8 protein-coding genes are annotated in these 6,075 nt (G+C 38.8%); 5 read left to right on the plus strand and 3 right to left on the minus strand.

All coding sequences use genetic code 11. The features are described 5' to 3' along the window. On the plus strand, positions 1-291 hold a 291-nt coding region (locus tag BO222_RS14055; RefSeq protein ID WP_233131203.1), incomplete at its 5' end, for a hypothetical protein. Between the two features lie 297 nt (positions 292-588). On the opposite strand, the gene BO222_RS04205 is transcribed toward BO222_RS14055, so the two are convergent. From BO222_RS04205 to BO222_RS04215, 3 genes are all read right to left on the minus strand, one after another. Further along, the gene (locus tag BO222_RS04205) at positions 589-855 is read right to left on the minus strand and encodes a hypothetical protein (protein ID WP_075818641.1); all 267 of its coding nucleotides are present in this window, start codon (positions 853-855) and stop codon (positions 589-591) included. Then, positions 821-1,882, minus strand: a complete 1,062-nt coding sequence (locus BO222_RS04210; RefSeq protein ID WP_075818643.1) for an Rpn family recombination-promoting nuclease/putative transposase — start codon at positions 1,880-1,882, stop codon at positions 821-823. Before BO222_RS04210 ends, BO222_RS04205 begins: the two co-directional genes overlap by 35 nt. Positions 1,883-2,084: 202 nt before the next feature. Further along, complete coding sequence (locus tag BO222_RS04215) at positions 2,085-3,026, minus strand: magnesium transporter CorA family protein (protein WP_075818645.1); 942 nt, start codon at positions 3,024-3,026, stop codon at positions 2,085-2,087. A gap of 102 nt (positions 3,027-3,128) precedes the next feature. Here BO222_RS04215 and BO222_RS04220 point away from each other — a divergent pair, with 102 nt between their 5' ends. The 4 genes from BO222_RS04220 to BO222_RS04235 form a co-directional block, all read left to right on the plus strand. After that, positions 3,129-3,695: a MarR family transcriptional regulator gene (locus BO222_RS04220; protein ID WP_075818647.1), complete on the plus strand. Its 567-nt coding sequence runs from the start codon at positions 3,129-3,131 to the stop codon at positions 3,693-3,695. A 92-nt stretch (positions 3,696-3,787) separates the two neighbouring features. Beyond that, positions 3,788-4,609: a DegV family protein gene (locus BO222_RS04225; RefSeq protein WP_075818649.1), complete on the plus strand. Its 822-nt coding sequence runs from the start codon at positions 3,788-3,790 to the stop codon at positions 4,607-4,609. A 406-nt stretch (positions 4,610-5,015) separates the two neighbouring features. After that, entirely contained in the window at positions 5,016-5,720 is a 705-nt protein-coding gene (locus tag BO222_RS04230; protein ID WP_075818651.1) for an Rpn family recombination-promoting nuclease/putative transposase, read from the plus strand. Positions 5,721-5,782: 62 nt separating this feature from the next. Then, positions 5,783-6,075, plus strand: a 293-nt coding sequence (locus BO222_RS04235) for a hypothetical protein (protein WP_198931991.1), incomplete at its 3' end; no start/stop codon positions are given.

Below are 6,075 nucleotides of genomic sequence, written 5' to 3' on the forward strand. Positions count from 1 at the left end.
GCAGGATTGCGTTTGATTTTAGCCATGATTTCATTTCCTCTTTTCTTAATAAAAGCACAAATCGCAAAAAAAATCTGTGCAGGCCGAGCCGTACGCTCTCGACTTACACAGATAAAATTACACTCTCATTACCTAAATGGCTGCAAGATGGCTGCAGATTGCTTGTTCGAAGTAATAGACCATGATTCACTCGAGTCTGAATTCTGGTTCATTCTTTCTGATGTGCTCGAACAGCATCCGGATTTTGCAATTTTTAGCATCTTCTTGTATCATTCTGACTTCCTGCTTTAATTGAATGTTTTTCTATTCCAACTGACTGACTTCCTGCTTTAAATGATCATAATCTTTTAGCTTTTTATCAAGATATTCATGGCATTCCTTTAGAAAACTCATTTGATTTTCCTCTGCTTTCGGTTCGAAGAGTCTGTATTATTCTATACATTCATCAATTATTGATGGAATACCTGCTTCATATAAAGCTATTTTGATTACATCTTCTGATGCATTAAACAGATGATGTTCCAATTCTGAAGTTAAACATTCAAGATTATGACCATTTCCCAAGTTAACTAGCAAGATAGAATTGATTTAATCGAGTCTATATTCTGGTTCGCTCTTTCTAATGTGTTCGAGCAATTTCTGAATTTGCCGATCTTTTGTTTTGCTATCTTCCTGTACCTTGTTGGCATTCAGTTGTACCTCACTGAGTATCAGTGTTGCTTCCTGCACTATATGATTGTATTTTTGTTCTAAATCGCTATTTTCCCGTTCCAAATGGCTGTTTTGTTGTTCTAAATAGCTGTATTTTTGTTTTAAATGATCATAGTCTTTTAATTTTTTTATCAAGGTTTTCATAGTATTCCTTTAGAAAACTCATCTTATCTTCCTCTGCTTTCTGTTCCATTTGTCTTTTGCGTTCAATCCAATCTTCGAATTTATCGGGAACGCCAGCTTCTGCGGATACTACCTTGATTACATCTTCTGAAGCTGTAAGCATAAGATGATCGAATTTTGTAATAAGAGATTCGATATCGCACTCACTTTCTGATCTGTTCTGCTTTGTATTTGTTTTCCTTTCGAGTTCATGCAGCAGGCATAACAGAACGCCAAGATCATGGTTGTCTGGATCCTTACAGAATTCTTTTAGATCTTTTGGTTCAAGAACGTGATAACCAAAGCGTATGTCACCACTGGTTTGAGCTTCACTCACTTCATCAAGAGAAATAGATTCACTCCAACGGCTGTCCCCATGGAAAAAAACGACGGTATATATTCCTGGCAGCTTTTCTGGGGGTCTCGCTTTGGGTTTTGCTTTTACTCTGGCGAACCAGCGTTTAACCTGAACATAACTGGAGTCAAGCAGGCGTTCGAGCATGTCACCATCACAATATTTTTGATTTTCCAGAATCAGGGTGATTAATACTTTCGTTCCAGACTTATCCTGATACTCAAACAAGAGGACATTGCTTCGATCAACATCGGTTTTGGCATCTTTTCCAAGATGTTTCTGGTTTGGATTCGACAGTCTTAGTTGTTTGGGATTCAGTGGACCAATCTGATCTTTCAGGGCTGTTTCAAAAAGATCAGCCGCTCGAACTTTGTTTTGATAAAAACCATCCAATGCTTTATCGGTTGGTTTATTCCTTAAACCTGTCTTTGAATGGCCGTTCTTTTGTTTTCCAGTCTTTCGTGGATTTCCTTTTGGCGCACCAGTCAGATGTTTGGTTTGGACGGATTTGTTTTTCACTTTTATTTTACCATCCAATTTTGAATCCTTAGGTTCCAGCTTTAAAGTGATTCTATTTTCCATAACAGACGCAGGAGAGGCAGAAGAAGTAGTTTTGGCAGCTCTTGCGATGTTTTTTTTGTTTTTCTGCTTCATGCTTTCTTTTACACCGGTACTTTGAATCTGAACTTTAATTTTTCAAGAAAGCTTAGCGAATTCATCCATACAGCCCAGAACCCACCCAGAATATTTAAACCATTTGATATTTCCAGAAGAAAAGGCATTGAGTCAATGAAAAAAGAACGTGAAGTGGATCACGTTCTTTAATTTGGCGTTCTATTTGTGTTGTTTTCTGGAATTATTTGTAGCGTCCGGAGATCTGAAAATATATCCAGCAAATGATGCAGCAGATAATCGAGAAAGTGAACGGAAACCATGCATAGGGAAGGGGAAGATCACCCACATTCATTCCATAGAAGCCATAGATCATGTTTGGAATGGACATGACGATGGTTATGACAGTCAGCTTTTTCATGATGTCGTTCATATTGTTGGAAAGAATACTGTTGCAGCCATTGGAAACTCTCTCATTGATTGATGTATAGATCGTACACATGTCAAGCGATTGCTGATATTCGATCAGTACGTCATCGAGCAGGTCATGATCTTCTTCATCGATGGGAAGGATTCGCCCGTTGCGGATCTTTTGAAGTGTATTTTCATCCGCATTTAAGGAAGCGGAAAAATAAATCAGAGACTTGTCGAGCTCCATCATTTCCGAGATTCCCTTATTCGAAATGTTTTTATACAGGCGATCAGAAATCCGCTCTGATTCCGCCTCGATCTGTCTTAAATACAGCTGATACTTCTGCGAGATTGAAAACATCAGATGCAGGAAAAATTCGGTCTTTCGCTGAGTATTTAAGGACCTGATTTTTCCCTGCTCCAATTGTTCAATGAAGGGGTTCGGTTCAATGCTGAGAGTAATAATTCTTGTTTCCTGAAAGATCAGTCCCAGAGGATGGGTCGTGCAGGAAAGTATACCCTGAGAAGAAGATGTATTTTTCAGACAGTAATCCGCAATGATCAGAGTCTGATTTTCTTCCTGGTCAATATCAATATGGCTGGTCTCTTCAGGATCAAGAGCAGCCTGCAAAAACTCAGGAAGAATTCCAATTTCGTTTTTCAGCCAGGTGATTTCATGAACATCCGGATGAATCACGCTGATCCAGCATCCGGGTTCTGGAGTTTTCAATTCAATCAGTTCGCCTCTTAAGGATGTTTTCAGGATTTTATACATAACTTAATTTTAGACGATTCAGGAAGCAATGCTCTGCTGAAGCATTTCTTATATGGACAAAAACGGCTGAAAATCCCGGAAATAAGGAGCAGCTGACCGCATATGAAAGCGAATTCTGAGCGTTTTTCGGGAATTCAAGGTCTTATTCTTCGTTTTGTTGATAAGTCAACGAAATCTATCTACACTGAAGACATGGAACAGACAGAAAAAATCATGAAGTTTTTCATGATCACCGGAAAAATGGAAAAACAGGTGACCAAACTGAAATCCCTGTATATGAAAGAATTTGATCTCAACGGCTCCGACTTACCGATCCTGTTTGCTTTGCAGACGTGCAATGAAGGGCTGCGCCAGGATGAATTTTGCAAAATGGCTGGAAGCGACAAAGCTCAGATTTCGCGAAGCCTCTCCCGGCTGATGAACCATGGACTGATTGAAAAAGACAACAGCACACTTTATAAATCAAAATATACTCTGTCTTCTGAAGGTAAAAAAACCGCTGAATATCTTTCAGAACAATCTGTCCATATTTTTGATGCGGCTCATTCCATTCTCGATAACGATCAATGGGACGGTTTCTACAGTTTTCTTGAAAGCCTGAATGTCCAGATTGAGCACATGATCAATCAAAAAGAGTCTGAATCCAGTAAACAGAACGTAGAACAATAAGGAAAAAATGAAGAATTGAAGTTGGATTCAGCTTCGATCAAAAGAAATAGAATAGTCAGATCACTCAGAATACGACAAATGGAGGAAAAGAAATGATTTGGATTGTAACCGATAGTGCGCAGGAGCTGAAAAACGATCCTGAAAATGGCCTGATCGTCATGAAACTGCCCATTATGATTAATGGCGAAGAATCAAAGGAAGAGATTTCCAAAGAAAAATTTTATGAAATGCAAGAAGATGACTCAATCTCCTTAAAGACTTCCCAGGCGACACCTGCAGACTTTGAAGAAGTGTTCCGTAAGATTACAGAAAACGGAGATGAAGTTCTTGGTGTTCTTTTATCTTCAACTCTTTCAGGAACCTACAATTCCGCCAGACTTGTAGCTATGGATTTTGACAACATCTGGCTGGTGGATTCAGGACAAGCCGCGCTTTCTGAAACGGCTCTGGTCAAAAGAGCAATGGATTTAAGAGATCAGGGACTAAGTGCGCAGCAGATCGCAAAACAGCTTGAAGAAGATAAGAAAAAAGTAAAGCTGCTTGCCGTGGTTCCAACGTTGAAATACCTGAAGAAAGGCGGCCGCATTTCCGCAGCCGCTGCCATGGCTGGCGATTTAATCGGAATTAAGCCTGTAGTGACCATCGACGAAAAGGGTGAAGTCGTTGTTGATTCAAAAGCCAGAGGACTCAAGAAGGGGATTAAAAATATTGTGGCCAGAGCTGAGGAGATTTCGCTCGATCCCAATATGCCCATTGTCATTGGATATTCTGGTCTGAATGATACGAATGCAAAAAATCTGAAAGAACAGCTGGTCAGTCTGGTGGATAAAGATGAAGATCTGGTCTCGCTTTCTGAAGTTCTGGCGGTTCATGCTGGACCAGATGCAGCAGGAATTGGATTCTTTCAGAAATAATTGGAATTGAACGTTGAAGGAGGAGCTAAAGCTTCGTCTTTTTTACATCTGTTCTTGATCATGTTCTGAAATCAATCTTTATGTCTTATTCTGTTCGAAAAAAGACATGTGGTTTTTAGAACATTAACTTTGAAGATTGTTTTGAGAAGTTTTACTTGATCATCAGTTTCTAATCCTTTATTGGAAAGAGAGTTTCAGTAAGACTTTTAAATGTTTTTGTGTCAGAAAAAATTCTTAGATTGGATCGAATCAGATCCGATGGATATCTTCAGATAAATATCAAAAGAAGTTTTGATAACAGGATAACAAATTTAATAATTATGGTTGCGTCATCTTAATTTGTCACTTTCTTTTGTTATGGTTTCTCTATCAAATTTTGTCAGAATAAATGAGAGGAGATTCCAACTTGGATTGTGCAATTGCATTAAGTACAGATCTGGCTGCAAAAAATCTTCTTCGACAGGATGGAGTATTCGAACAACTGGTTCATGTGAAATGCTTCTCCGGTAATAAGGATGTGGAGATTGAATGTGTCAGAGAAATGGATCCCAATGCTGCTCAAATCAGAATTAATAAAGAGGAGGATTTGGTTTATCGGGAAACTCGAAGAGATCTGATCAAGGAAGTAATCTTTAAAGACGACGAGGGCTGCTTTTCAATGATTGTTGGCCTTGAACCTCAATCTTATAATTCGCAGGATATGGTTTTTTGGACGGATGGCTACGATCTTGCCATCTATGAGAGACTGATACAGATTTCAGAATATGAAAAACGAGATGATCCAGAACAGGAAGAAGTTTTTCAAAACGAGCAATCGCTTCCTTTTGTAACGACAATTGTGCTCTGGTTATCTGCCGATCCATGGCCTGCTGCTAAAAATCAGAGAGACCTGATCCGTATCTCTAAAAGCTTAACCATGGAAATTCCAGATCATCCGCTGAATTTGATCGAACCTTATGCATTAAGAGATGAGGAACTTATGGAATATGGACCAGAATTTGGGATAGTTCTGGTATTCATCAAAAATTCGAAAGACGAGGATCGACTGAGTGATGTTCTGCAAAATATGAATCATACTTTTCGAAGTTGTGTGTCTTGGCGAATGATCTGATTAAAGCAGTAACGAATATAAAATTTGACAGAAAAGTAAAGGTAAGGAATGGAGTGATCAATATGTGTGAAGCGATTATTCAAATGCAGAATTCCTATAGAAATGAAGGGATCCGAATTGGCGAAAGAAGAGGAAAAACTGAAGGAATCCAGATTGGTAAAACCGAAGGAATCGAAATCGGAAGAAATCAGGAACTCAGAAAAATTGCTGTAAAATTGCTGAATTATGGAGAGTGTAATTTTATCTGTGTAAGTCGAGAGCGTACGGCTCGGCCTGCACAGATTTTTTTTGCGATTTGTGCTTTTATTAAGAAAAGAGGAAATGAAATCATGGCTAAAATCAAACGCAATCCTGC

Source organism: Ileibacterium valens (genome assembly GCF_001945525.1).
In the GTDB taxonomy this organism is placed as follows: Bacteria; Bacillota_I; Bacilli_A; order Erysipelotrichales; family Erysipelotrichaceae; genus Ileibacterium; species Ileibacterium valens.